This window comes from Nocardiopsis sp. NPDC101807, assembly GCF_044766605.1.
Lineage (GTDB): Bacteria > Actinomycetota > Actinomycetes > Streptosporangiales > Streptosporangiaceae > Nocardiopsis > Nocardiopsis tropica.
Genome location: NZ_JBIWMK010000012.1, coordinates 17618 through 41412, shown reverse-complemented (window position 1 = coordinate 41412; position 23795 = coordinate 17618). Strand labels below are relative to the sequence as shown.

Genomic DNA, 23795 nt, shown 5'->3' with positions numbered 1-23795 from the left:
CCCCGCCACACCCCCCACCCCCCACCCCCGCCCCCCCCCCCCGCGGGCGCCCGCCCCCCCCCCCCCCCCCGGGGGGGGCCCCCCCCCGGGGGGGGGGGGGGGGGGGGGGCCCCCCCCCCCCGCCCCCCTCGCGTGTCCGGCCGTCCACAGCCATCACCGGCGGTACGCGGCGGCTGGTAACCTTGGGGGCTGTATGGCTCAGAGTCCGTGCGAGGCCCGCCGACCCCGGCGCGGAACAGCTCGCGGACTCCTGCCCTCCTGCCATGGAGATTCCATGGCCGCAACAGTCCAGAGGAGGAACGTACGCCTATGCGTCGTTACGAAATCATGGTCATCCTCGACCCGAACCTCGACGAGCGCACCGTCGCCCCGTCGCTGGAGAACTTCCTGGGCGTCGTGCGCAACGACGGCGGCTCGGTCGAGAAGGTCGACATCTGGGGCAAGCGCCGTCTCGCCTACGACATCGACAAGAACCCCGAGGGCATCTACGCGGTCATCGACCTGACGGCCACGCCCGCCACGGTCAAGGAGCTCGACCGCCAGCTCGGTCTCGCCGAGGCCGTGCTCCGCACCAAGGTCCTCCGGCCCGAGGTCCACTAGGACGGCCCTGCCCGTACCCCTCACCCCCTCCCGTCCGTCCCGGTTCTGTCAGTACCGGCGCGGATGATCGGGGGAGCAGGCGAAACCGCCTGAACCGACTACCTCGAACCGGAGCCCATCCATGGCAGGCGAAACCCAGATCACGCTCGTCGGCAACCTCGTCGACGACCCTGAGCTGCGCTTCACGCCCAGTGGAGCCGCGGTCGCCAACTTCCGTGTGGCCTCGACGCCCCGCACCTTCGACAGGCAGTCGGGGGAGTGGAAGGACGGCGAGTCCATGTTCCTCACCTGCACTGTCTGGCGGCAGTACGCGGAGAACGTGGCCGAGAGCCTTCAGCGGGGCATGCGCGTCATCGTGCAGGGCCGGCTGAAGCAGCGCTCGTACGAGACCCAGCAGGGTGAGAAGCGGACCGTCTTCGAGATCGACGTCGAGGAGGTCGGCCCGGCTCTGCGCAGCGCCACCGCGAAGGTGACCAAGACGCAGCGCCAGGGCGGCGGCGGCAACGGCGGCGGAGGCGGTTTCGGCGGCGGCCAGCCCCAGCAGGGTGGCGGCGGCTACGGGAACCAGGGCGGCGGCTTCGGCGGGGCGCAGGGCGGCGGAGGCCGCAGCGGCCCCCCGGCCGACGACCCGTGGGCGACCAACGGTGGCGGCGGTGGCGGCGGGTTCGGTGGCGGCGGCGGAGGCTTCTCCGACGAGCCCCCGTTCTAGCGCTCCACCCCGCACCACGCAGCACACGGCCCGGCGCCCCAGGGCGTCGAGCCACCTTTCCATCCACAGACCATCCCCGGGAGGACCCCGGGGCTCTTGCGAAGGAGCACCACGATGGCGAAGCCGGCAGCGCGCAAGCCCAAGAAGAAGGTTTGCCTCTTCTGCCAGGAGAAGCAGTCCTACATCGACTACAAGGACACCACGCTTCTCCGCAAGTTCATCTCCGAGCGCGGCAAGATCCGTGCCCGCCGCGTCACGGGCAACTGCACCCAGCACCAGCGCGACGTCGCGACCGCGATCAAGAACGCGCGCGAGGTGGCCCTGCTGCCCTACACCAGCACCGCTCGCTAGCGGCGATATCCGAGGGAGGTTTTTGTCGTGAAGCTGATTTTGACCCACGAGGTCAACGGTCTCGGAGCCCCCGGCGACGTCGTCGAGGTGAAGAACGGTTACGGTCGCAACTACCTGCTGCCCCGCGGGTTCGCCATCCGGTGGACGCGCGGCGGTCAGAAGCAGATCGACCTGATCCAGCGCGCGCGCTCCGCGCGTGACATCCGCACCCTGGACGAGGCCAGGCAGGTCGCCGGCCAGGTCGGTGCGCTCACCGTGCGCCTCAAGCAGCGCGCCGGCGAGGGCGGCCGTCTGTTCGGTTCGGTCACGCCCGCGGACATCGTCGACGCCGTCAAGGCGACCGGCGGTCCCGAGCTGGACAAGCGCCGGATCGAGGTCAAGAACCCGATCAAGTCGGTCGGAAGCCACAAGGTCCAGGTCCGCCTGCACCCCGAGGTCTCCGCGACGATCAAGCTGGACGTCGTCGGCGCCTGATTTCGGGCACCGGACGCGTCAGGGCCCCGCCTCTCCTCGGAGAGGCGGGGCCCGCTTCGTTGCGGGGCGTGTTCCGGCGGGGTCGGTCGTGCTCGCGCGGGGTGGGGCTTTCCTGACACGCCTCATTACCGAAAGCAACACTTTGACTACTCTTTGTAACCTATCGTGTTGTCTGTGTTGGTGTCGCACGTCGCGGCGCCCCGCACGGAGAGGACGACGACCGATGGCCGTAGAGAGAACGACCGATCCGGACCGACACCCGCAGGTGGACCGCAGGACGATCCTGCGCGGGACCGCCCTCGCCGCAGGGGGCGTGCTCCTCGGCGGGATGATGGGCATATCAACGGCGGGGCAGGCCTCCGCCGCCGCGATGCCCAAGGTCTACACGCGCGCCGACTGGCAGGCCAGGCCGCCCAGGAACAAGATCGACCTGGTGTCCAAGGGGCCGACCCACATCGTGGTGCACCACACCGCCACGGGCAACGGGTCCGACACCTCGACACAGCACGCCGCCGCGCTGTCCAGGTCCATCCAGCGCTACCACATGGACAGCAACGGGTGGAGCGACACCGGCCAGCAGCTCACCATCAGCCGGGGCGGGCACATCATGGAGGGCAGGGACCTGTCCCTCAAGGCGATCCGCGACGGCAAGCACGTGGTCGGCGCGCACACCGCCAACCACAACTCGCACACCATCGGGATCGAGAACGAGGGCACCTACACCTCGGAGACCCCGCCCCAGGCGCTGATGGGGTCGCTGGTCGACACCTGCGCGTGGCTGTGCCTGGTCTACCAGCTGAACCCCTCGGAGGCCATCGTCGGCCACCGGGACTACAACGCCACGAGCTGCCCCGGGGACCAGCTCTACTCGATGCTCCCGCAGCTGCGCAAGGACGTGACGAGCAGGATGCGCGAACAGCTCAGCCACCTGAGCCGGGTCGCAGGAACCGAGCTGACCCTGGAGCAGCTGCCGACCTACCCGAGGGTCCCGCAGGCCGAACGGGCCGTGCCGTTCTACCACGGCCCGGCGGTCGGCGACCTCGACGCGTCCCCGTGACCCGCGGGACCTGACACGATGCCCGTCGGAGAGCCGCCCCGCCCCCCGGGGCGGCTCCTTCGCGTCCGGGCGGGTCCGCCGCCGCACGGGGGCGGCGGGACAGCGGCGGCCGAGGGCCGTGCAGGCCCGGGACGGTACGGGGGAGGGGCGAGCGGCCCGCCGCCGTGTGCCCGGTGTCGACCCGTCCGCATGTCGGCCTCCCGACGAGTCGACAAGCGGCGGAACGGACATGTCCACAGGTCGACACGGCGGAGCGACTTGTCCACAGGTCGACATGTCCGCCCTGGACGGGGACCGGCGGCCCGTGGTCCCCTGGTTCACAAGGGGGAGTCCGCGGCCCGCCACCATGAGGCGTGCCCGCACCAGGGCCGGACGCGCCGCTCCCGCGAACGGCCTCCACGCGCCCGGTCCGCCCGCAGGCGGGGGCACGACGGGCCCGGGGCCCGGTGCGGAGCCCCGCGCTCCCGCCTCGTCCTGGGCATCAGCGTCGGCGTCGCGGAGCCCCGCGCACCCGCCCGCGCGGCGGCGTCCCCGTCAGGGCCTCGTCGCCCCGGTCACCAGCCAGGCGGTTCCCCGCGCACGGGCGCCCAGGGTGACGGCGCGCGCGAGGATCCACACCGTGAACGCGATCCACAGCCCCACCAGCCCCCACAGCGAGTCCTCCGCCAAGCGGGGGATCACCAGGGCGCACGGCAGGAACGCCGCCATCGTCCACAGCGACGCCCACGCGAGGTAGCGCTGGTCGCCCGCCCCCATCAGCACCCCGTCCAGGACCATGGTCACGCCGCTCAGCGGCTGCATGAGGGCGACCACCACCAGCGTGGCCATGATGAGGGCCCGCACCTCGGCGTCGGACGTGAAGGGGACCGGGGCCCACGGAAGCACCAGGAACACCAGGACCATGAACACCGCGCCCAGCATCACCCCCCACTCCACCATGCGGCGGGTGGCCTCCTTCGTGCCCCGCACGTCCCCCGCGCCCAGGTACCGGCCCACGATGGACTGGCCGGCGATCGCGATCGCGTCCATGGCGAACACCAGCAGGGCCCAGATGTTGTAGCTCACCTGGTGCGCGGCGATCGACTCGTCGCCCAGGCGCGCTGCCACCGCGGTGGTCACCAGCGCGACCACCCGCATCGACACGCTGCGCAGGAACAGGGCGAACCCCGCGGAGGCCGAGGCACGCAGCCCCGCCGCGGTCGGGGCGAGGGAGACCCCCGCACGCCGCGCGGAACGGGAGATCGCCGCCACGTACCAGAACGCCCCCGCACCCTGCGCGATCACCGTCGACCACGCCGAACCCGCGATGCCCCAGTCCAGGACCAGCACGAACACCACGCACAGCACCGCGTTGCCGGCGTAGGAGGCGACCGCGACCAGCAGCGGGGTGCGTGCGTCCTGGAGCCCCCGGAGCACACCGGTGCCCGCCATGACGATCAGCAGGAACGGCGTGCTGAGCAGGCTGATCCTCAGGTAGGTCAGCGCGTAGGGCGCGATCTCGGGCGAGGCGCCCAGCAGGTCCACCATCAGCGGCCCCAGCGGCCAGCCGATCGCGATGGCCGCGGCCCCGAGCAGGACGGCGAGCCACAGCCCGTCGACGCCGTCGCGGATGCCGCCCGCGACGTCGCCGGCGCCGAACCGGCGGGAGACCGCCGCCGTGGTGCCGTACGCCAGGAAGACGCAGACGGCCACCAGGGTCAGGAGGACCTGCCCCGCCACGCCCAGCCCTCCCAGCGCCTGGGTGCCCAGGGTGCCGACGACCGCCGCGTCGGTGAGCAGGAACAGGGGTTCGCTGATGAGGGCGAAGAACGTGGGGACCGCCAGGGCGAAGATCTCGCGGTCGTGGCGGTGCCGGAAGGGGGCGGCCGAAAGCAGTTTGAGCATGACCCGGCCACAGTATCGGACAGGCGTTCTACTCGGGTGTGGAGTTGTCCACACCCGCCCGGATGCCTGTGGATAACCTGTGGAAACACTCCCTGTGAGGCATCTTGCACGACCCGCCTACGCACGGTGTTTTTGCAGATCAAAGCGTATATGCGAGGGTCATGGCAAAGTTATCCACAGGTGATGTGCACAACCTGGGCCCGCCCTGCCCCGCAGGGGGCGGGACATGGCGGTGACGGCTCCGTCCACAGGTCACGTCCGCGGCGTCCCCAGCGGTCGCGATGGGGCATCCTGGAAGGGTCGGCCCGTTCGGACCGGCGGAGCACGGTCCTGGGGAGAGCGTTCGTGAGTGTCGCTGAGCAGCCACCTGAAGAAGGCGGATACGAGCGCACCCCACCCCACGACATCCAGGCCGAACAGAGCGTGCTCGGCGGCATGCTCCTCTCCAAGGACGCCATCACCCAGGTCGTCGAGATCATCCGCTCCGCGGACTTCTACCGCCCCGCGCACCAGATCATCTACGACAGCGTCGTCGACCTCTTCTCCCGCGGCGAGCCGGTCGACGCCATCTCGGTCAACGCCGAGCTCACCAAGCGCGGCGAGGCCACCCGCGTCGGCGGCGCCCTCTACCTCCACACCCTCACCGAGGCCATCCCGACCGCCGCGAACGCCGGCTACTACGCCAAGATCGTCTCCGACCGGGCGGTCCTGCGCCGCCTCGTCGAGGTCGGCACCCGTATCGCGCAGATCGGCTACGCCGGCGACGGCGAGGTGGACGACCTCGTCGACCACGCCCAGGCGGAGATCTACAAGGTCGCCGAGAAGCGGACCGGCGAGGACTACGTGGTCCTCGCCGACATCATGCCCGGCGCCCTCGACGAGATCGAGGCGATCGGCGCCCGCGACGGCACCCTGACCGGCGTGCCCACCGGCTTCGCCGACTTCGACGCCCTCACCAACGGCCTCCACCCCGGCCAGATGATCATCATCGCCGCCAGGCCGGCCGTCGGTAAGGCCCTGGCCCTGGACACCCCCCTCCCGACGCCCGAGGGATGGACCACCATGGGGGAGGTGGAGGTCGGGGACCGACTCCTCGCCGCCGACGGCACCCCGACCCGGGTGGTGGCCGCCACCGAGGCGATGACCGACAGGCCCTGCTTCGAGATCACCTTCGACGACGGCACCACGGTGATCGCCGACGCCGAACACCAGTGGCTCACCCATACCCGCGCCTCCCGCCGCGCGGCCCAGGAGGCCGGCGCCACGGGGGGAACCCCCCGTGCCCTCCCGGGGGTGCGAACCACTCGGGAGATCTTCCGCACGCAGCGCCTGGACACCGCCGACCGCAGGTTGAACCATTCGGTGGTCAACACCTCTCCGATCGCGCTGCCGGAGCGCGACCTCCCCCTGCCGCCCTACTTCCTCGGAGCCTGGTTGGGTGACGGATCCTCGCAGGAGGCGCGGATCACCACCACCGATCCCGAGGTCCTCACGAACATCGAGGCCGAGGGGCTGGTCACCAAGCCGGTGGGCCGGGACACCTGCACCTACGGGGTCTTCCTTCCGACTGAGGACCCCTCCCGTCCGGAGAGGGAGTGCGTCGTCTGCGGGACGCGGTTCACCCCCAGACTTCCGCATGTGCGCATCTGCGGTCAGTCCTGCGGCGGAAGGGCGAGGTTCGTCTCCGAGCCCGCGCCCCACACCACCTGCGCCGACTGCGGGACCCCCTGTTTCGGCCAGACACGGTGCCGGCGCTGTATCGACGACCATGGCAGCGTCCAGGCCCTGCTCCGCTCGCTCCGGGTCCTGGGCGACAAGCACATCCCCAACGCCTACCTGAGGGCGTCCGTGTCCCAGCGGCGGGCACTCATGGCGGGCCTGCTGGACAGCGACGGCACCGTCAACGCCGGCGGCTCGGTCCAGTTCGCGGTCACGAACGAGCGCCTGGCCAACGACTTCCGCGAACTCGCCCACAGCCTGGGCCACCGCACGGGGATGTCCCGCAAGCGGGTCCGGGGACGCACGGAGGGTTCCTCGACCTGTTACACGATCACGTTCGGTTCCACGCGCGAGGTCTTCGGGATCGAGCGCAAGCGGCGGACCCATCGGGAACGCGGTGAGGGACGGGGCTACGCCCGGATCGGGTCCAGGTTCATCACCGGGGTCCGCCAGGTGGACAGCGTTCCCGTCCGGTGCGTGCAGGTCGACCATCCCGACCACCTGTTCCTCGCCACGCGTTCCATGATCCCCACCCACAACTCGACCCTGGCCCTGGACTTCGCGCGCGCGGCGTCGATCAAGAACGACATGGCCTCGGTCTTCTTCAGCCTGGAGATGGGCCGCAACGAGATCGTCATGCGCCTGCTGTCGGCGGAGGCCCGGGTGCCCCTGCACACGATGCGCTCCGGCCTGATGACCGACGAGGACTGGGCCAGGCTGGCCAGGCGCATGGGCGAGGTGGCCAACGCGCCCCTCTTCATCGACGACTCCCCCAACATGTCGATGATGGAGATCCGGGCCAAGTGCCGCAGGCTCAAACAGCAGCACGACCTCAAACTGGTGATCGTCGACTACCTCCAGCTGATGAGTTCGCCGGGGCGCGTGGAGAGCCGCCAGCAGGAGGTCTCGGAGATGTCCCGGTCCCTCAAGCTCCTGGCCAAGGAGCTGGAGGTGCCGGTGGTGGCGCTCTCCCAGCTGAACCGTGGTCCCGAACAGCGCACCGACAAGCGCCCGCAAGTCTCCGACCTGCGCGAATCCGGTTGCCTTGTCGCTGAGACGCGTGTGCTGCGAGCTGACACCGGCGCCGAGGTGACCATGGGTGAGCTCTACCGGAGCGGTGAACGCGACATTCCGGTGTGGTCGCTCGACGAGCGTCTTCGCCTGGTGCCGAGGACGATGACCCATGTCTTCTCCAGCGGGGTCAAGGACGTGTTCCGGCTGCGGCTGGCCTCCGGCAGGGAGGTCGTCGCCTCCGGCAACCACCCCTTCCTCAACCTCGACGGATGGACCGCCCTCGAGAACCTCGGAGTGGGGGAGAAGGTCGCGGTGGCCCGGAGCGTTCCTGAGCCGGGCCGGACGACCGAGTGGCCCGAGGCCGAGGTCATCATGCTCGCCCACCTCATCGGGGACGGTTCGTTCGTCCGTCGCCAGCCGATTCGCTACGCCAACACCGACGAGGCGAACCTCGCGGTGGTGGAGGAGGCCGCCCGGCACTTCGGCATAACGGCGGTACGGGACGAGTACGCCTCCGCGCGGACGACGACACTGCGGCTCCCGGCCCCCTTCCGGCTGACGCACGGGAAGCGGAACCCCATCGCAGCGTGGCTGGACGGTCTGGGGCTGTTCGGACTGCGCAGCCACGAGAAGTTCGTTCCCGAGGGGGTGTACTCCCTTTCCGACCGCCAGATCGGTCTGTTCCTCCGGCATCTGTGGGCGACGGACGGCAGCGCCTACTGGAACGAGAAGGGCGGCCAGGCCCGCATCTACTACTCGACCACGAGCCGCCGTCTGGTCGACGGCATCGCCGTACTGCTCGCCAGGCTGGGCATCATGACGCGGATCAAGAAGGTACGGAAGAGCGGCTACCGGGTCTGTTACACCCTCGACGTCTACGGGATGGACAACCAGCGCCGCTTCGCGGAGGTCGTCGGATGCCACGGTGCCCGGTCGGCGCGGCTCGCAGAGTGCGTGGCCGGCATGGAGGGCCGGCGGGGCAACACCAACCTGGACACGATCCCCGTGCAGGTGTGGGACAGGGTGCGGACGACCATCGGCGCCAAGGGCATGACGCACAGGCAGTTCTCCACCGCCATGGAGACGGAGTTCTGCGGGAGCGCGATGTGGAAGACCGCCCCCAGCCGGACGCGGCTGTCCAGGGTGGCAGCCGTGCTCGACGACAGCGATCTGGAACTCCTGGCCACGAACGACGTCTTCTGGGACGAGGTCGTGGAGATCGAGCCCCTGGGAGAACGAGAGGTGTTCGACGCCACGGTGGAGGGCACCCACAACTTCGTCGCGAACGGCATCAGCGTCCACAACTCCATCGAGCAGGACGCGGACATGGTCATCCTGCTCTACCGCGAGGACGTGCACGACAAGGAGTCGCCGCGGGCGGGTGAGGCCGACATCATCGTGGCCAAGCACCGCAACGGCCCCACCGCGGACGTGACCGTCGCCTTCCAGGGCCACTACAGCCGGTTCGTCGACATGGCTCCCGGATAGGCCGTCGCGCCCACGGCCGTGTCCGCGCCGGTGGGCCCGGGCCGCCGTGCACCGGGTGCGCGGCGGCCCCGGTGCTCCCGCGGAACCCGGAGGTCCTCACGCGCAGCCGGGTGTCCGGGGCCGGGGCGAGGCCGTGCCGTCGAGCACGGGGTCGGCCCGGGGGAGGGGCCGGGCCCGCCGCACCGCGACGGGCCCGTTTATCGGTCAGCCTCTTTGGCTCTTTGTTGTCAAGCCGATTTGTCGACAAAGAGTCACGGCCGTCTCACCCGGAGTCCCTGACGATCATCCCCTCCCGCATCTGCAGGTGGCGGCCGGCGAACCTCCCGCGCATCGTCCGATCGTGTGTCACGATCACCAGAGCACCGGTGAAATGCGACAACGCCTCCTCCAGCTCCTCCACGAGACCGGGGGAGAGGTGGTTGGTCGGCTCGTCCAGCAGCAGGAGGTCGTGGACGCCCGACGCCAGTCGGGCCACCTCGATCCGGCGGCGCTGGCCGACCGAGAGAGACGCCACCGCCTGGTCCATCTCCCTCGGCCGGAACAGCCCGAGCGAGGCCAGCTCCTCCCGGTGCTCCTCGGCCGGGCCGGGGCGGCCGGCCGCGTACGCCTGGAGCACGGTCCGCCGGGTGAGGGACACGCCGTCCTCCTGCCTCAGGAAGCCGACCCTCCCCGGGACGCGGACCCGCCCCGGGCCGGGGGCCAGCTCCCCGGCGAGGACCCGGAGCAGGGTCGACTTCCCCGCCCCGTTGGGGCCGGTGACCAGGACGCGCTCACCCGGAGCCAGCTCCAGTGCGGGGACGTCGAGCCGGTGGCCGACCCGCACCCGCTCCAGTGCGGCGACCGGTGCAGGGCCGGGCTCCTCCTGCGGGGTCCCGGTGAACTCGGCGGTCAGCCGGAGCGGGACCGGGGGCGGCGCCACCGGGTCCGAGGTCAGTCTCTCCATCCTCTCCTTGGCGTTGCGGATACGGCTCATGGAGCCGTGCGCCCGACTGCGCATCCTGAACCCGCCGTGCCCGAACGCGGCCTTGTCCACCTTGCGAGGGATGGCCCGGAGCGCAGCGACGTTGTTGTCCGCCAGCGTCCGCTGCCTGGCCAGGTCGGCCCTCCAGTCCTGGTACTCCCGGATCCACCTGGCGCGGGCCGCCGCCTTCGCGGCCAGGAACCCGGCGTACCCGTTGCCGTACCTGTTGATCCGGTGGAGCTCGTGGTCGACCTCCAGGACGGTGTCGGTCACTCCGGCGAGGAAGGCCCGGTCGTGGGTGACGGCGACCACCGTGCCCTTGTGGTTGCGGAGCCGGTTCTCCAGCCAGGCCGCCGCGCGGTCGTCCAGGTCGTTGGTGGGCTCGTCCAGGAGGAGCAGTTCGGGCGAGGCCGCCAGCATCGCGGCCAGGGCCAGACGTGAGCGCTCCCCTCCGGAGAGCGTGCGCAGCGGGCGCCCGCGGTCCAGCCCGGAGAGGCCCAGACCGTGGAGCCCGGCGTCGACGCGCGCGTCGGCGTCGTAGCCGCCCCGTGTCTCGAACTCGGCGAGCAGGTCGCCGTAACCGTCCATCTCCCGGGCCGTGGCGGAGCCGAGGCGGGCCTCGGCCGCGCGCAACCGCGCCTCCAGGTCCCGCAGGTCGGCGAGTGCGGCGTCGATCACGTCCGCCACGGTGCCGGTCCGCACGCCGACCCCTTCCAGGGTCTGGGGCAGGTAGCCGACCCCTCCGGGGGCCCTGACGGTGAGGTCCCCGTTGTCGGGGCGCTCCTCGCCCGCCAGCAGGCGCAGCAGGGTGCTTTTGCCCGATCCGTTGTCCCCGATGACTCCGACGCGTTCACCCGGGCCGATGGTGAGGGTGACACGGTCGAGGACGGTGTGGTCGCCATAGCGTTTGCTGATCTCGTCGAGGGTGAGCTGGGAGTGTGCTCGAAGTGCGGCGGTGTGCATGTGTGCGCCTCCTGGGCTGCGGTGCGGTCTGGCGGTACGGGGCCGCGGATCGCCGGAGGAGCACGCGTGCCGACTGGTTTCGGACAGGACTCGCACGGGCGAGACGGGGTCCGGTACAGCGGGGACGCTGAGGCTTCCCTGGGTCGACCGCGGTACGGCGACGTCGGCGGAGCCGCACGGTGCTGGAGGGGCGACAGGGGTGTCGCCGCTGGACAGCGGGTGCGAAGGTGCTCGGACGCGGGCGTCGGGCGCGGATCTACAGGAAGATGTACAGCCTCATGTGGAAAACGGTACGTCTCGTTTCCCTTGGCGTCAAGTGTGCTTTCGGTGAGACGGGGATCACTATCAGTCGACGTCTGGGGTCCTGTATTCGGTCAGCCAGATTCCGATTAATCGACAAACCGTTTTAGCGACAAGGTGCCGTCGTCCCGTTCGGGGGCCGGTTCGGGAACGCGTGAAGGGGCCGCCCCTGTGGGGCGGCCCCTTCACGTCACTCGCTCGTTTGATCTCCGGAGCACTCGCCGCGGTGGCGAAGGGCTCACTCGGCGGTCGCTCGTGCGGCTACAGCCAGCGGGCCTCCGGGCGGGTCCGACCGTTGTGGTCGGTGACCAGCACCCAGTGCATGATCGGGTAGTCGGACGCGATGGCGTCGGCGTCCTCGCGCGGTTGCGGAACGTGCACGGGCTCGGGCGTGAGGCCGGAGAGACGGCGGGTCGCAGCCGCGGGGCGGATACGCCGACGGGGCGTCGCGGAGCGAGTGGGGTGTGGTGCACGGTCTGTCCAGCGCGCCATGGGCCCTCCTCGTTTCCGTATCAGATGTTATGAGTTAACCCTATGTTCACCTTCGCGTCAATTCGATTGGCTTGCGAAGGTTCGCGTCCGCTGGGTAGGGATGCCGTGTTGCGGATCTGTAGGATGTCTTCCCCCTGCGGGCATCCTCCCATGTCAGGGGGGTGTGGGTGGTCCACCGACGCGCAGGTGGCCGCGGTGCGGGGGCAGGGAAGTGTGGCCCCGAGGCAAGGTGAACGGAAGGTGAACAAGGGGCGAATCGGGCGAGTGGCCCTGCTCTCCGGGGCCCGCGGCCGGCGCGCGGGGGGCGGGAACACGACGAAGGGCATCCGCCCTCGGCGGATGCCCCGTGACGGTGGTCGGGACCTGCGGTGGCTCACTCCTTGAAGATGAGCCCCACGACCTCCAGGTACAACTGTTCCGGGTACGGGATGAAGGCGATCCGGCTCAGGGCCTGGTCCTGACCGGCGGACTCCATCACGAAGGTGCCGTAGCCGAGGAAGCGGCCCACCAGGGTCCGCTCGAACCTCATGTCCGTGACCTTGCCCAGCGGCATCATGTTGACCTGCCGGGTGATGAGCCCCGTGGTCAGCAGGAGGCGCGCCGAGGTGATGACGAAGTAGTCCACGGACCACTCCGCGACCCGCCAGACGAACCACACCAGCACCAGCAGCCACAGCCACCAGATGATCGCCAGAGCCGCGGTGCTGTCCGCGATCTGGGTGTTGCTGATGATGCCGGCGACGATCAACGCACCGAGGACGGCCCCGACCGGCCCGATGAGGACCGCGGGGTGCCGACGGATGGTCACGACGTCCTGCTCGTGCGGCAGCAGGTAGCGGTTGACCGACGCCGGAGCGCTGTTACTCGACGCTACGAGCCGCATGGCACCCGTCCATCCCCACTACGGCAGCAGTGCGTTGACGAAGCGTGACATGGACTCCGCGCCACCCATCAGACCGCCCAACGCGCTCTGGATCACACCAGCGGCGCTTTCCGGTTGCGTGAGCAGATAAAACGCCACGAAACCGATGAGAGCGTAGCCGCCCCATTTCTTCAACTTCGCCACGACTGACTCCCCTTGGAATCCACCTGACCCACCAACCCAGCAGTGATTGTTCCATTGACAATGATGCCCGTAAAGCCTGGGGCGCACCCTCGGCGTGGCGGTATGTCCGTCCTACCGCGCTTGCGGGCTGTGTCCGGTTCCGGTGGTGTTGGTGAACCAGTGTTCGGTCGACCGGAATACGGTCGGAGCCCCTCGCAGGTCAGGGCATTAGGGACGGTTTGTCCGGAGAAGGGAGGGACTTCCCCGGGGCCGATTGGTTCCCCCTGCGGATGCGAGTGACGGTCGGGCCGAAACTCGTGGTTCGTGCGGAGCGGATTCCTAGTGCTGCTCGGCGAAGGCCAGGGCGAGCACCTGGAGGTGCTGCCGGGCGATCCGCTCGACGAGGTCGGGGGTGGCACGGCCCATGACGTCCTCGGCGCCGTGTCTGGCGGCGTCGACGCAACGGGTGACGGTGGAATCGTGGTGGACGCCGGAGAACTCCGCGGACAGGCGGTCGACGACGGAGCCGTAGCGGGTGTCGCGGTCGGTCGAGGGGGAGGGGGTCTCGGGCATCTCACTCCTTGAGGGCCGTGGGGGCTGATGGCGCAGCGTGTGCGGTCGGGGTCTTTGGGTAGTCGACGGAGGGTTGCCTGAACGCCGCGCAGGAAGCGGACTCGGGCCTCCGCTCCAGTGGACCCCGGCCGTGCGGCGTGGTTTCGGTCCGGCTGGCCTTCGCGGTTATGGGTGGTCAGGAACCATGATCACTCTAATCTGTTACGTTCCAATCTCGAAATGAATTCGGCTAATGCAAGCCGTGTCGACGCTTGCCTCCGGAGGGGTGCGCCACCTGGCGTGACGCGGCTGCCTCCGGGTTCAATGCCCGATTTTCGGTCGATCATTCGTCCGGAGTTCAAAAGAGCCGAAAAAGCGCCCAACCGGTGATCCGGTTGGGCGCTGAGGCTCCTGGGGCCGAGGGGGAGGGCTCAGGCGCAGCCGTACAGGCGGTCGCCCGCGTCGCCCAGCCCCGGGAGGATGAAGCCGTTCTCGTCCAGGCGCTCGTCCACCGCGGCGGTCACCACGCGCAGGGTCGCCCCGTGGTCCGGCGCCAGGGTCTCGGCCAGCTTCTGCTCCACGGCGACCAGCCCCTCGGGGGCGGCGAGCAGGCAGATCGCGGTGACGTGGTCCGCCCCCCTCTCGACCATGAGCTTGAGCGCGGCGGCCAGCGTGCCGCCGGTGGCCAGCATCGGGTCCAGCACGTAGCACTGGCGGCCGGACAGGTCCTGCGGCAGCCGGTCGGCGTAGGTCGCGGGCTGGAGCGTGTCCTCGTCCCTGGCCATGCCCAGGAAGCCGACCTCCGCGGTCGGGAGCAGGCGGGTCATCCCGTCGAGCATGCCCAGGCCCGCGCGCAGGATCGGGACCACGAGGGGCGTCGGACGCGTCAGCTGTGTTCCGGTGGTCTCCACGAGGGGAGTTCTGATGGTGACGTCCGTCACTCGGACGTCGCGGGTCGCCTCGTAGGCGAGCAGGGTCACCAGCTCGTCGGTCAGGCGCCGGAAGGTCGGTGAGTCGGTCCGCACGTCGCGCAGGGTGGTCAGTTTGTGCGCGACCAGGGGATGGTCGACGACCAGGGTTTCCAAGACGTTCTCCGGGTGAGCTGGGATAACGGGACGGTGGCTGGGGATGGGGGCCCGCCCGAGTCTAACCGCGCGTACCACCCGGAACAGGGCATCCCGGAGCCGCGCCTGTCACGCGGTGGACCTGCGGGGGCGCCGGCCCGCCCCCGGGGCGGCTCGACGGAACCGCCGGGGCGGCAGCGCGGGCCCCGTTCTCATGAGAGCGTGGTCCGGACTGACACGGACCGAGGGAGACGGCGGAGCGGGAGTGATCGTTACCATTGCACTCGCACGGGCGCGGCTCTCCCTCGTCCGCACCGATACACCGGCCGGGTTGGGGTGACGATGACAGTACTCGATCATGGTGACGACGACTCGGGTGACTTCGCGGCGGTCGCGTACAGGGAAGAGGAGTACTGGGACGTCGACCTCCTCCCCGTGACGCTGACGCACGACCTGAAGGGCCTGATCCACGCGCTGCGCCAGCAACCGAGCATCAGCGGCTCCCTCGGGCTGGTGTCGGTCGGCGACGACTTCTTCATCATCGTGCGGGTCTACGGGGAGGACGTCTCCCTCTTCCTCTCCGACGTCACCGCGTCGGTGGACTGGCAGGTCGCCAGGGACGTCCTCGACTACCTGGACATCGACCTCCCCGATGACGACGACCTCGACCAGGTGCTCCCCGCCGGCGACCTGTCCATCGTCGCCGACCTCGGCCTGGACGAGATGGAGCTCGGCGCCCTCGCGGGCGACCTCGACCTGTACCCCGACGAGGTCCTGGCGAGCGTGTCCGAACGCCTCGGATTCGCACAGTCCTTCCAGCGTGTCCTGGACGGGATGGGGTAAGGGACCCCTGGTAGAACACCCTGGAGAACAGGAGAGCACGCGGTGTCGACCTTCGCAGCCGTCTTCGCCCCCAACGGGAAGACATGGCGGGGAACCGAGGTCGAACTCGGGGACGTGGACGTCATCGACGACGTCACCGACCTGATGCTCGACTTCGCCGCAGAGCGGGGCAGCGACAGCGCGCTCCTTCTGGTGGAAGCCGACGACGAGTGGTTCGCCGTCGTGCGCGCCGCGGACGACGGCGGTGAGCCGCGCGTGTACCTCTCGGACGGCCGTGTGGTCCACGACCACCCCGTGGCCTCCGTCCTCTCCGAGGCGGGCGCCCTCGGCGCCCCGCAGCCCTCGGAGAGCGCGGGATCGCGCCCCAACCCGGTACCGGTGGGGGACGGCGACCTGATCACCGACCTGGGCGTGGCCGGCGACGAGCTGCGCTCGCTGTCCGTCGGCAGCGGCGTCCTCCCCGCCGACGTCCTCGCCGTCGTGGCCGAGCGGGCCGGGTTCGGCGACATCCTCGACGCCATGAGGCTGTGACGTGGACGACCGCGGGGTCCTCGACGCCGCACTGTGGACGGCGGTCGCCGAGGCCGAGCTCGCCCTGTCCACGGGCGACGTCCCGGTGGGAGCGATCGTCCTGGACGCCGGGGGCGCGGTCCTGGGGACGGGGCACAACGAACGCGAGGCGGCGGGCGACCCCACGGCGCACGCCGAGGTGCTGGCCCTGCGGGCCGCGGCCCGGGCGCGCGGTGAGTGGCGCCTGAGCGGCTGCACGCTGGTCGTCACCCTCGAACCCTGCGTGATGTGCGCGGGCGCGACGGTGCTCTCACGGGTGGACCGCCTGGCCTTCGGCGCGCGGGACGCCAAGGCCGGCGCCGTGGGGTCGGTATGGGACGTGGTCCGCGACCCGCGGCTCAACCACCGACCGGAGGTGGTGTCGCCCGACCTGGTCGGCTCGGACGTCGCCGCGAGGTGCGCCGAACTCCTGACCGCGTTCTTCGAGCACCGCCGCGCGGGCCGGGACCGCGGCTGACCCGCCCGCCCCGGAGGGCGTCCGGGAGGCCGCAGGAACCGATCGGGCCATCCGGTTTTCCGCACCGTGGCGCATCCGGTAGAGTTGCTCGCGGTGGAGTCGCCTAGTGGCCGATGGCGCCCGCCTCGAAAGCGGGTAAGGGGCAACCCTTCGAGGGTTCAAATCCCTCCTCCACCGCCACCAGCCGCCCCCGGTTCGCCGGGGGCGGTTTTTTCGTCCGCGGGGTCCGGTTGATCCGGGCCGGTGCGCATACGGTGCACACGGTCGGAGAGAGCGGCCCTTCGCGTTCCCGGGGTTCGACCCCCGGGGAGGTTCCGTGGGGATCCTTGTGGACGCCCTCGTGAAGACTTGCCTCCATGTCGCTTTGGCGCTTCTTGGCGCCCGGCTTCTTCTTGCAGGTCCCGGCGGCGAACAGCCTCGTCCCGTCCGTGAACGTGTTCGTGGTCAACGAGCGCGACGAGGTGCTGATGATCCGCCGCACCGACAACGACAACTGGGCGGTGCCCGGAGGCGATGTGGACCTGTGCGTCTCCGTGCCCGACGCCGCCGTTCGGAAGACGCTGGAGGTGACCGGGATAACCTGCGTGCTCACCGGCACCATCGGCATCTACAGCGACCCCAAGCACATCATCTACTACACGAGCGACGGCGAAGCGCGGCGGGAGTTCTCGCTCGTGTTCGCGGCATATCCGCTTGCGGGTGAGCCCACGCCGAGCGACGAGTCCGAGGAGGTCCTCTGGGTGCCCAGGCACGAGCTGACCGGTTACCGGATGGACCGGTCCATGCGGCTGCGCGTCGAGCACTTCCTCGCCGGAGGCCCGACCCGCATCGGGTGAGCGGTCAGCCGGCCCCGGCCAGGCGTCATGCCGGGGACCGCACCGACGTCGTCGGCAGCGGTGAGGAACGGGTGACGGGCCCGTGGGCCAGGTCCTCGGGTGCGTAGCGCTCCAGGATCTCCGGCAGCCGGCGCTCTCGAGGAGATCCAACGGCTCTCGTCCCTCGTCGCGAGGACCCGATGCCGTGCGGTCGGGCCGAGGCTTCGACCAGGTCGGCGTCATCACCGAGCCCCGCCCGCAGGGAGCGCGCCTTGCGCCCGGCGACGGGGGAGCGGACCTTCGAGCAGTTCTCGCGCGAGATCCCGCGTCCGGTGAACACGTCCCGCCTGTACCGGGCTAGCCCCTGGGCGTTGCGGGCCCCTGGACGAACCGGCCCTTGCCGTGGACGGCGATGACGAGCCCGGCCCCCTCCAACTCGGAGAGGGCTTGACGGGCCGTCCTCCGGGAGACGCCGTACCGGCGGACGAGGGCGGCCTCACCGGGCAGGGCGTCCCCGGGGGCGAGGTCGCCGCAGGCGATCCTCTCCCGCAGGTCGGCGGCGATGCGCCGGTGCCGGGAGGGCGGCGGAGCGTCGCCGGGTGTGCTCTCGCGTTCATCGGTGGTGCACACGACGCGGCCGGTCCCCGGGACGGTCTCGACCAGCCGCTCCGACGCCAGTTCGGCCAGGGCCCGGCGCACCGTCGTGCGGGCGACGCCGAACTCCTCGCCGAGAGCGGATTCGGAGGGGATCGCGTCGCCCGGCGCCAGGTCCCCGTCGGCGATGCGGGAGCGCAGGGCATCCGCGATCCGGTGGTAGGTCCCCCACGGGGTGCGCGGACTCAAGCGTGTTCCTCCAGGGCAGGGTCACGGGAACCATCGGCGGCTCGTAGGAGCTCTTCTCGCGACCACGTTGCGCGACTCTGTACAGATACCCGGTTCGGCATGGGAACCGTGAAGACGCTCGCCGGTGCGGACACGAGTGAACGCTTCGACCGCGGGGACCGGGCGGCGGTCCTTCCGGCCGGCCCCGGGGCGGCTCTCCCCGCCCCGGGGAGCGGGCGGCCCGCCCCGCCGCCCGCTCCCTCCCGCTACGGGGCGGGGGCCGGGCCCGTGCTCCCGCGGGCCGCGAAGGCCGCCGCGGGAGACCACCGCTCCGCGACGGGGAGTCCGTCGGCGCACTCCAGCGCCGACGCGCCGACCTCCGTCCCGTACCGGTAGACGTCCACGCTCACGCTGGTCAGCGCCGGAGAGGACAGGCGGCACAGGGTCGAGTCGTCCCACGCGACCATGCTGACCTGCCCGGGGACGGAGACGCCCAGTTCGCGGGCGGCCTCCGCGCCGGAGACGGCCATGACGTCGTTGTCGTACAGGATCGCCGTCGGGGGCCGCTCGCGGCCGAGCAGTTCCCGGGTGAGCCGTGCGCCCTCCTCGTGCGAGTAGTCGCCCTCCAGGACGACGGGGGCGGCGATCCCGGCCCGGCGGCAGCCCTCGGCGAGGGCCGCGGTGCGGGCACGCGTGTGCAGCAGCCGGGCGGGCCCGGACACCCGGGCGATCCGCCGGTGCCCCAGGTCCAGGAGGCGTGCCAGGGCCTCCCGGACCGGGGACACGTGGTCGGTGCGGACCACCGGGGCGCCGGACGGGTCGGGTTCCTGGACGCCCGCCAGCACCGCCGGCAGGCCGAGCCCGCGCAGGAGGGCGGGTCTGGCGTCCTCCTCGGCGAGGTTGACCACGACCACCGCGTCGACCAGGCGCCGCTCCGCCCACCGGCGGTAGGTGGCGTTCTCGGCGTCCGCGTCGGCCACCAGGTGCAGCAGGAACGCCATGTCGCGGGCGGCCACGCGCTCCTCGATCCCGGCGACGAACTCCATGAAGAACGGTTCCGCGCTGAGCAGGCGGCGGGGGGGGGGCCCGGCCCCCCCCCCCCCCCCCGCGGGGGGGGGGCGGCCCCCCCCCCCGGTGTGGCCCCACCGGGGGGGGGGTTGGGCGAGCGGCGGGCCGGGGGCGGGGTGCCCGCGCACCGCATTGCGGGGGGCGCCCCCCCCCGCCCCCAGCCCGCGCACTACCCCCCCCCCCCGGGGGGCGGCGGGGCGCGGGGGGGGGGGGGGGCCCCGCCCCCCCCCCCCCCCCCCGGCGGGTTCGGGACGGCCCATCAGACCTGTTTCGCCGAAGCGTGCGGCGTGTTCGCCGAGCGGAGGACGTGTGCCGTGGTCAGCGAGAGGGGGTCGATCTCCGCCTCGGTCCGCACCGTGAAGCTGTGCGTCTCCCCGGCCAGCAGGTCCACGAGCATGTCGTCCACCTCGGCGTCGCGGGCCGCCCGGTCGGCGAGCACGGAGACGTCGCGGGCGAACGAGGACGCGCGCACGTCCACCCGGTAGCCGCCCGGGACGGGGGCCGCCACGGCGGTCAGGGCCTCGGGGTCGTAGGCCAGGTGGCGGTCCTCCCGGAACGTGTGGACGACGCGCACCTCACCGGACGCGGCCACGAAGACCTCCCGGTCGGGGTCGGCGGGGGCGAGGAGCCGCCGTTCCGGCTCGACCTCGGCGGTCGAGCGGGGCGGCACGGAGATCTGCGCGCTCCCGGTGTGGAGCACCTCGCCCCCGAAGCCCTCGCGCCGCAGGTCGAGGGGGCCCGACCAGGGTTCGTCGGTGTCGTTGACGGCGACGACGACGAGGCGCCCGTCCCTGGGCTGGACGGTGAGCATGCGGGGCGCGTAGGCGCGGCGGAGGGCGTACCAGAGGGGCTTGAGCCTCTCGTCGCCGTCCACGGCCGCCCAGGAGGTCACCGGCCAGCAGTCGTTGATCTGCCAGACGAGGGCCCCGGAGGTGCGGGGCCACCAGGACCGGAAGTGCTCGATGCCGAAGGCGACCGCGCGGGCCTGGTTGAGCTGGGTGGCCCAGTGCCAGTCCTCGAAGGTGCGCGGGGTGTGCAGGTGGGCCGAGTACCCCCGGTCGAGCTTGCCGTTGCCGTCCTCGGCCTTCTGGTGCAGGAGGAAGGCGGGCGAGGTGGGCGTGAGCGGCTCGTCGTGCACCCAGTCGGTGAGCGTGGTCCAGGTCGGGGGGCCCTGGAAGCCGAACTCGGAGCAGAACCTGGGGACGTGGTCCTGGTAGGCCCGGTAGTCGGTCTGGTTCCAGACGGTCCACTCGTGGCGGGTGCCGTGCGCCTCGGCGTTGGGGTGGACGTCGTCGGGGGCGAACCCGGGGCTGTACGGGCTGCCCGCGGAGTAGAAGCGGGTCGGGTCGAGTTCGGCGACGATGCGGGGGAAGAGGTCGGTGTAGTAGCCGTGGCCCCAGGTGCGGTCGCCGAGCTGCTCCTGCCAGCCCCAGTCCATGAAGCCCCAGAGGTTCTCGTTGCCGCCGTTCCAGAGGGCGAGCGAGGCGTGCGAGGTGAGGCGGGCGACGTTCTCGCGTGCCTCGGCCTCGAACTCGCTTCGCAGCGGCTCCTCCTCCGGGTAGGCGGCGCAGGCGAGGAGGAAGTCCTGCCAGACGAGGACGCCGCGCTCGTCGCAGACGTCGTAGAAGTCCTCGCTCTCGTAGATCCCGCCGCCCCACACGCGCAGCATGTTCATGTGCGCGTCGACGGCCTGGTCCACGCGCCGGGCGAGGCGGTCGCGGGTGATCCTGGTGAGGAAGTGGTCGTCGGGGATCCAGTTGGCGCCCTTGACGAAGATCGGCCTGCCGTTGACGGTGACGGTGAAGGGGGTGCCGTGCTCGTCGGGCTCGGTGTCCACGGTGACGGTGCGGAAGCCGATCCGTCGTTCGGCCGTGTCCAGGGCCGCCGGGGCGCCGGCGGACGCCCCGCCGCCGGGGGCGAGGGTGACGGTCAGGTCGTACAGGGGGTGGTCGCCGTAGCCGACCGGCCACCACAGGCGTGCGTCGGGGACCTCCACCACGACGACGCCGGTGTCGGCGTCCGGGGCCAGGGTCGCGGTGGCCGTGTGCCCGGCGACCTCGGCCGTCAGGGTGAGGGCGGCCGGGGCCTCGATGAGGGAGCGCTCGACGTCGGCGTGGACCTCGACCCGGCCGACGCCGTCCTCGCCGACGGTGACCAGCGGGCGGACCGAGGCCAGGCGGGCGGTGCTCCAGCGCTCCAGGCGCACGGGCTTCCAGATCCCCGCGGTCTGGAAGTCGGGGCCCCAGTCCCATCCGAAGGAGCAGGCCATCTTGCGGACCATGTTGTACGGGTGGGTGTTGGTGTGGGGGCGCGCGCCGAGCGCGTCGCGGACCTCCTCGGCGTACTCCAGCGCGGGCCGGAACGAGACGGTGAGGTCGTTGGAGCCCTCGCGGAGGACGCGGCCCACGGGGAAGCGGTAGCCGCGGTGCATGTTGGCGGTGGTCCCCAGCTCCACACCGTTGAGCTCGACGGTGGCCACGGTGTCGAGGCCGTCGAAGGCCAGGTCCACGTGTTCGGCGGGGGAGGCCTGCTCGGCGTCGAAGGTGAGGGTGTAGCGCCAGCCCACGCGGTGGGTCCAGGCCAGCTCGGTCTCGTTGGAGTCGAGGTAGGGGTCCGGGATGAGCCCGGCGGCCAGCAGGTCGAGGTGCGTGCTGCCCGGTACCAGGGCCGGGACGGAGCGCCCCGCGATGTGCTCGGGGACGGTTCCGGTGGCGCTCGTCAGCAGCCAGCCGTCATGCAGGGTGCGGCGGATCATCCTCTGCCTCTCCGGGGGTGGGGGACGGCCGCCCGGGGGAGGCGGGCCGTCGGCGGCCTGGCGCGCCGATGTGCGCCGGACCACTCCGGAGATTCTTACTTCGATGAACTAACTAAGTCAATGGGGTGCGGTGCCCCCGTGGAAGGAGAGCGGTCCGCGTCCCCGCTCGTGGACGGGGCCGGCGCACCCGCAGACCGCCCCCGCGGCCTCCCCGCCCCGGCCGCCGCCCCTGGGGAGGGGCGCGTGCGGCGGTACGCTGGTACGCGCCCCGCCGGGGCGCGGCGGCACGGTCGCCGGGCGTGCACCGGGGCCGCTCCCAGCGCGGACGCCACGGCACGGAAGCGGCGGAGGTTCCCTTGGGCGGTCCATCACGCGCCACCCCCCACACCACGAGCAGGGCGGCGGTCCTCGACGTCATCCGGGCGGCGGGCACCATCAGCCGGGCCGGGCTGGTGGCCGCGACCGGGTTCACCGGGGCGACCATCTCCACGGTCGTCCGTGCGCTCATCGACGACGGCCTGGTCCGCGAGACCGGCCGCGCCGAGTCGACCGGGGGCAAGCCGCGCGTACTGCTCCAGCTCGACCACGGGGCCCGGTACGCCGTCGGCGTGCACCTCGACCCGATGGGCGTCACGTACGCGCTCACCGACCTCACCGGCGCGGTCGTGTCCAGGGTGACCAGGGCCGACGCGGGCGGCGACGACCCCGCCGCGATGGTCGCCCGGACGGCCCGCCAGGTCGACGCGCTGGTCGAGGGGGCCGGGGTGGAGCGCGACCGGGTCCTGGGCGTGGGCCTCGTCTCCGCGACGGGGGGAGCGAGGCCGCTGCCGTCGATGCGGCACTGGGCGCACTTCCCCGTGGCGGAGGAGCTGGAGAGGGCCTGCGGCCTGCCCGTGGTGCCCGGCAACGACGCGACCGCCGCCGCGCTCGGCGAGTACTGGTCCGGAGGGGTCGGCGAGACGTCGGTCTTCGCCGCCGTCTACATGGGGACGGGCATCGGCGCCGGACTCCTGGTCGACGGCATCCCCTACCACGGGGCCAGCGGGAACGCCGGGGAGATCGGGCACGTGTGCCTGGACGTGGACGGTCCGCCGTGCTGGTGCGGTGCGCGCGGGTGCGTCGAGGCGCTCGCCGGGCCCGCCGCGGTGGTGCGTGCCGCGCGTGCGGACGCCGGCCTGGCGCGCGCCGCCGAGCTGGGGGCGGCGGGGACCGGCGGCGCGGACGGCGGCCCGACGGACGGCCCCGGTGGAGGGGGGCGGCCGGGCGGCGGGCGCGCGGAGCGGTCCGAGGCGGCGGAGTTCGCCGCCGTGGTCCGGGCCGCGCGCCGGGGCGAGCCGACCGCGCGCGCCCTCCTGGAGCGCTCCGCCCGGTACCTGGCGGCGGCGGTGCGGACGCTGGCCAACGTCATGGACCTGGACCTGCTCGTGCTGACGGGGCCGGGCCTGGCGGTGGCGGGGTCCGTCTACCTGCCCGCGATCAGGTCGGAGCTGGAGGGCGCCTTCTTCGCCCGCGCCAGCCACCCCGTCGAGGTGCGCCTGTCCGCGTCGGCGGCGACGGCCCCCGCGATCGGTGCGGCGACCATGGTCCTGCAGTCGCGGCTGGTGCCGCTGCGGCCGCGCGTGCGCCTGCCCGAGGACCTGTCGGAGTCGGCGGCGCCCGCTCACCGGTGAGCGGTGGGGGGGGCGCCCCCCCCCCCCGCGCGCCCCCCCCCCCCCCCCCCCCCCGCCACCCCCCCCCCCCCCCCCAACCCCCCCCCCCCCCCGCCGGGGCGGGGCCCCCCCCCCCGGGGGGC

22 protein-coding genes and 1 tRNA gene are annotated in these 23795 nt (G+C 71.9%); 12 read left to right on the top strand and 11 right to left on the bottom strand.

The window, feature by feature from the left end; translation table 11 throughout:
• Positions 1–309: 309 nt before the first annotated feature.
• The 5 genes from rpsF (at position 310) to ACIRPH_RS29200 (ending at position 3191) form a co-directional block, all read left to right on the top strand.
• The gene (gene rpsF, locus ACIRPH_RS29220; RefSeq protein ID WP_267947333.1) at positions 310–600 is read left to right on the top strand and encodes a 30S ribosomal protein S6; all 291 of its coding nucleotides are present in this window, start codon (positions 310–312) and stop codon (positions 598–600) included.
• Positions 601–721: 121 nt separating this feature from the next.
• Positions 722–1309 (top strand): single-stranded DNA-binding protein, encoded by a 588-nt coding sequence (locus ACIRPH_RS29215; RefSeq protein WP_402920015.1) that lies wholly within the window; start codon positions 722–724, stop codon positions 1307–1309.
• Between the two features lie 114 nt (positions 1310–1423).
• A complete protein-coding gene (gene rpsR, locus ACIRPH_RS29210; RefSeq protein ID WP_013155832.1) occupies positions 1424–1660 on the top strand; it encodes a 30S ribosomal protein S18 in 237 nt (78 codons plus the stop codon).
• A 27-nt stretch (positions 1661–1687) separates the two neighbouring features.
• Entirely contained in the window at positions 1688–2134 is a 447-nt protein-coding gene (rplI, locus tag ACIRPH_RS29205) for a 50S ribosomal protein L9 (RefSeq protein WP_402920013.1), read from the top strand.
• Positions 2135–2357: 223 nt separating this feature from the next.
• Positions 2358–3191 (top strand): peptidoglycan recognition family protein, encoded by an 834-nt coding sequence (locus tag ACIRPH_RS29200; RefSeq protein ID WP_402920012.1) that lies wholly within the window; start codon positions 2358–2360, stop codon positions 3189–3191.
• A gap of 534 nt (positions 3192–3725) precedes the next feature.
• Here ACIRPH_RS29200 and ACIRPH_RS29195 read toward each other — a convergent pair.
• Positions 3726–5075, bottom strand: a complete 1350-nt coding sequence (locus ACIRPH_RS29195; protein WP_402920010.1) for an MATE family efflux transporter — start codon at positions 5073–5075, stop codon at positions 3726–3728.
• 345 nt (positions 5076–5420) lie between these two features.
• On the opposite strand from ACIRPH_RS29195, the gene ACIRPH_RS29190 reads away from it, so the two are divergent.
• A complete protein-coding gene (locus tag ACIRPH_RS29190; RefSeq protein ID WP_402920008.1) occupies positions 5421–9296 on the top strand; it encodes a replicative DNA helicase in 3876 nt (1291 codons plus the stop codon).
• Between the two features lie 262 nt (positions 9297–9558).
• Here ACIRPH_RS29190 and abc-f read toward each other — a convergent pair whose 3' ends face one another.
• The 6 genes from abc-f to upp all read right to left on the bottom strand — a co-directional run bounded on the left by abc-f (position 9559) and on the right by upp (position 14694).
• Positions 9559–11220 carry a ribosomal protection-like ABC-F family protein gene (gene abc-f, locus ACIRPH_RS29185; RefSeq protein WP_402920006.1) on the bottom strand — a complete coding sequence of 554 codons (1662 nt, stop codon included), beginning with the start codon at positions 11218–11220 and terminating at the stop codon, positions 9559–9561.
• A 561-nt stretch (positions 11221–11781) separates the two neighbouring features.
• Positions 11782–12012 carry a hypothetical protein gene (locus ACIRPH_RS29180; protein WP_402920005.1) on the bottom strand — a complete coding sequence of 77 codons (231 nt, stop codon included), beginning with the start codon at positions 12010–12012 and terminating at the stop codon, positions 11782–11784.
• Between the two features lie 373 nt (positions 12013–12385).
• Entirely contained in the window at positions 12386–12895 is a 510-nt protein-coding gene (locus ACIRPH_RS29175; RefSeq protein WP_402920003.1) for a PH domain-containing protein, read from the bottom strand.
• An 18-nt stretch (positions 12896–12913) separates the two neighbouring features.
• Positions 12914–13078 carry a hypothetical protein gene (locus ACIRPH_RS29170; RefSeq protein ID WP_170293704.1) on the bottom strand — a complete coding sequence of 55 codons (165 nt, stop codon included), beginning with the start codon at positions 13076–13078 and terminating at the stop codon, positions 12914–12916.
• A 318-nt stretch (positions 13079–13396) separates the two neighbouring features.
• Positions 13397–13630, bottom strand: a complete 234-nt coding sequence (locus ACIRPH_RS29165) for a hypothetical protein (RefSeq protein ID WP_402920000.1) — start codon at positions 13628–13630, stop codon at positions 13397–13399.
• Positions 13631–14040: 410 nt separating this feature from the next.
• Entirely contained in the window at positions 14041–14694 is a 654-nt protein-coding gene (gene upp, locus ACIRPH_RS29160) for a uracil phosphoribosyltransferase (protein WP_402919998.1), read from the bottom strand.
• A gap of 321 nt (positions 14695–15015) precedes the next feature.
• Here upp and ACIRPH_RS29155 point away from each other — a divergent pair, with 321 nt between their 5' ends.
• The 5 genes from ACIRPH_RS29155 to ACIRPH_RS29135 all read left to right on the top strand — a co-directional run bounded on the left by ACIRPH_RS29155 (position 15016) and on the right by ACIRPH_RS29135 (position 17379).
• Positions 15016–15516 carry a tRNA adenosine deaminase-associated protein gene (locus ACIRPH_RS29155; RefSeq protein WP_267947321.1) on the top strand — a complete coding sequence of 167 codons (501 nt, stop codon included), beginning with the start codon at positions 15016–15018 and terminating at the stop codon, positions 15514–15516.
• 42 nt (positions 15517–15558) lie between these two features.
• On the top strand, positions 15559–16047 hold the full coding sequence (locus ACIRPH_RS29150) for a tRNA adenosine deaminase-associated protein (protein WP_402919996.1): 489 nt from the start codon (positions 15559–15561) through the stop codon (positions 16045–16047).
• Position 16048: 1 nt separating this feature from the next.
• Positions 16049–16543 carry a nucleoside deaminase gene (locus tag ACIRPH_RS29145; protein ID WP_402919995.1) on the top strand — a complete coding sequence of 165 codons (495 nt, stop codon included), beginning with the start codon at positions 16049–16051 and terminating at the stop codon, positions 16541–16543.
• A gap of 92 nt (positions 16544–16635) precedes the next feature.
• Positions 16636–16723 (top strand) — tRNA-Ser (locus ACIRPH_RS29140).
• A gap of 176 nt (positions 16724–16899) precedes the next feature.
• Positions 16900–17379, top strand: a complete 480-nt coding sequence (locus ACIRPH_RS29135; RefSeq protein ID WP_402919993.1) for an NUDIX hydrolase — start codon at positions 16900–16902, stop codon at positions 17377–17379.
• A gap of 25 nt (positions 17380–17404) precedes the next feature.
• On the opposite strand, the gene ACIRPH_RS29130 is transcribed toward ACIRPH_RS29135, so the two are convergent.
• The 4 genes from ACIRPH_RS29130 to ACIRPH_RS29115 form a co-directional block, all read right to left on the bottom strand.
• On the bottom strand, positions 17405–17698 hold the full coding sequence (locus ACIRPH_RS29130; RefSeq protein WP_402919992.1) for a hypothetical protein: 294 nt from the start codon (positions 17696–17698) through the stop codon (positions 17405–17407).
• Between the two features lie 17 nt (positions 17699–17715).
• Positions 17716–18201 (bottom strand): GntR family transcriptional regulator, encoded by a 486-nt coding sequence (locus tag ACIRPH_RS29125; protein WP_402919990.1) that lies wholly within the window; start codon positions 18199–18201, stop codon positions 17716–17718.
• 245 nt (positions 18202–18446) lie between these two features.
• Positions 18447–19250, bottom strand: coding sequence for a LacI family DNA-binding transcriptional regulator (locus tag ACIRPH_RS29120; RefSeq protein WP_402920226.1), 804 nt, complete (start codon positions 19248–19250; stop codon positions 18447–18449).
• A 257-nt stretch (positions 19251–19507) separates the two neighbouring features.
• Positions 19508–22003 carry a glycosyl hydrolase 2 galactose-binding domain-containing protein gene (locus ACIRPH_RS29115; RefSeq protein ID WP_402919988.1) on the bottom strand — a complete coding sequence of 832 codons (2496 nt, stop codon included), beginning with the start codon at positions 22001–22003 and terminating at the stop codon, positions 19508–19510.
• Between the two features lie 356 nt (positions 22004–22359).
• On the opposite strand from ACIRPH_RS29115, the gene ACIRPH_RS29110 reads away from it, so the two are divergent.
• Positions 22360–23673, top strand: a complete 1314-nt coding sequence (locus ACIRPH_RS29110) for an ROK family protein (RefSeq protein WP_402919986.1) — start codon at positions 22360–22362, stop codon at positions 23671–23673.
• Positions 23674–23795 lie beyond the last annotated feature (122 nt).